Annotated in this window: 1 protein-coding gene; it reads right to left on the reverse strand. The window is 63.8% G+C overall.

The features are described from left to right. Positions 1–188: 188 nt before the first annotated feature. Positions 189–1244 carry a WG repeat-containing protein gene (locus tag IQ458_RS19440; protein ID WP_203323841.1) on the reverse strand — a complete coding sequence of 352 codons (1056 nt, stop codon included), beginning with the start codon at positions 1242–1244 and terminating at the stop codon, positions 189–191. Positions 1245–1883: the final 639 nt, after the last annotated feature.

Raw genomic sequence — 1883 nt, forward strand, 5'->3', positions numbered from 1 at the left:
CGGGTTCGAGTCCCGTCCACTCCGCCACGAACATGAAAAACCCCTGAGAAGTCAGGGGTTTTTTGTTGCCTGTCGGTCGCGCGAAAGATGGCGATGGTGGTTGCTTCCAGCGTCCGGAGCGATGCGGATGTCGCGTAGCGCCCGCGGACCAACGCGTCGTCGTGGATGGCGCCTCGCTTGAATTTCCGTCAGTCCGGCGCGGACGATGTGCGGTACTCGTGACCCTGAAGGTCGATGTAAAACTCATCCCCATCGAGACGCACGCGCGCAAGGCCATCGCGGAAACGGAATTCCGAGTCATAGCGGAACGGGATGACCCGTTGTCCGCGCGTATCGAGAGCTCCCCATTGCTTTTGCCCGTTGCTGGCGGCGATCAGACTCTCTCCCCAAGGCGAAACCTCGCTCAGGCCGCAATGGAGTTCCGCCCCCGCGTGATCGAGGAGGCAGCGGGTGTCGTCGTCCCGTCGCACGACCAGCAGGCGGAGCGGCAGTTCGGGAGAGGTATATTTCAGGTACTTGAAGCTTGGCCGATCCGCAGTCACGACTTCCACGTTGCGCGCCGCATCCAGGATGCCCCAGCCGCCGCCGACGCGATGAACCACGAAAAAATTGTCGTATTGATATCGGAGATCGTCATAGATGCCGAACGGGACCATTTGCCGGCCATCGGTACCGAGCACACCGACGCTCTTGCGGTCCGGGGCGCGTACCACGCGAAGCTCCCGGGAATCCGACGACGGCTCCCGGAAACGGCTGGACGCCACGTCGTAGCGATCCGGATAGTCACCGCCGCAGGGGCGTGTGTGGCCGTCCGGAGAGATGAGATAACACTTCCGGCTTCCCGTGGAATGAAACGGATTCAAATCGATGAATCCGCTTCGGGTGGACGGTTTGACGATGGCGCCCCAGGCCACGCCGTCCCTGAATGGCCTGGCTTCGGTGAAACGCGGATGCACGATCCAACGGCCCCGGAGATCGATATAGCCCCATTTCCCGCCCGATTTCACCGCGGCCCGGTCTTCGGTGAACGGCTGCGCATCCTCGAAGGTTTTCGAGAACGGGGTCTGCCCATGAGCATCGACAAAACCGAACCGGCCGTCGGCATGGAGATAGGGGATGAAGGAAGTCGCGGCGTTCACCGGATGTCCGGACTCGGCGGCGCCATCAGCGGAGTGACCGGAGGCGATCATCGAGATGGGCAGGAGTAGCCAGGTGAGGAGCCGAAGCAGGCGGGAGGGCGGCATGACACAAGAGCAATGGCAGTGCGAACAGAGGTCGATTCTATCGGGATGACTCCGGGGCCCGTTTGCATTGTTCGTTCTCAAGATCGACGAATGACGGTCGCTCGTGTCGAGGAATCTCTTGCCCATGCGGGAAGAAAGGGCGGCGAGCGAATCCGCCCGATGCGGTTGCGGCCGGAAAGCATCTGGCACGGCCATAGGGGACCGATTTATGGAAGCGAATGCTCTGCGCGGCTGCTGCCGCGTGGCTGCCGTGGGGCGGGCGCGGGCGCAGCAGGTCGTCGAGAGGGAGGGAGGTGCGCCACGGTGGACGAGTCCCGGCGGGACAGGGAACAACCCGCTCCGAACGAAACAGGTCTGGCCGACCTTTCACCGGGAAGGGGGCGGCAGGGATGACGCACGCCGGGGCCCCGGCGATCGCCGCTGCCCGGTCATTCCGGCCAGGCCGCCGGAGGCGCGGCGGAAGCAAGCGACGGGCCCCCGTGGCCCCCTGGTTACCGCGGGCAGGGAGAGGTGCGGTTCCCTGCGCACGGTGCCGACAGGGGACCGAACCTGAAAAATCTGTTCGACCGGTCTGGCACAATTTCCGGAAGCCCCGTACAATGGTCGACTCAGCGCGGAGTGGTAGTTCAGTCGGTTAGA

The sequence above is a fragment of the Pseudoxanthomonas beigongshangi genome (assembly GCF_016820515.1).
Lineage (GTDB): Bacteria > Pseudomonadota > Gammaproteobacteria > Xanthomonadales > Xanthomonadaceae > Pseudoxanthomonas_A > Pseudoxanthomonas_A beigongshangi.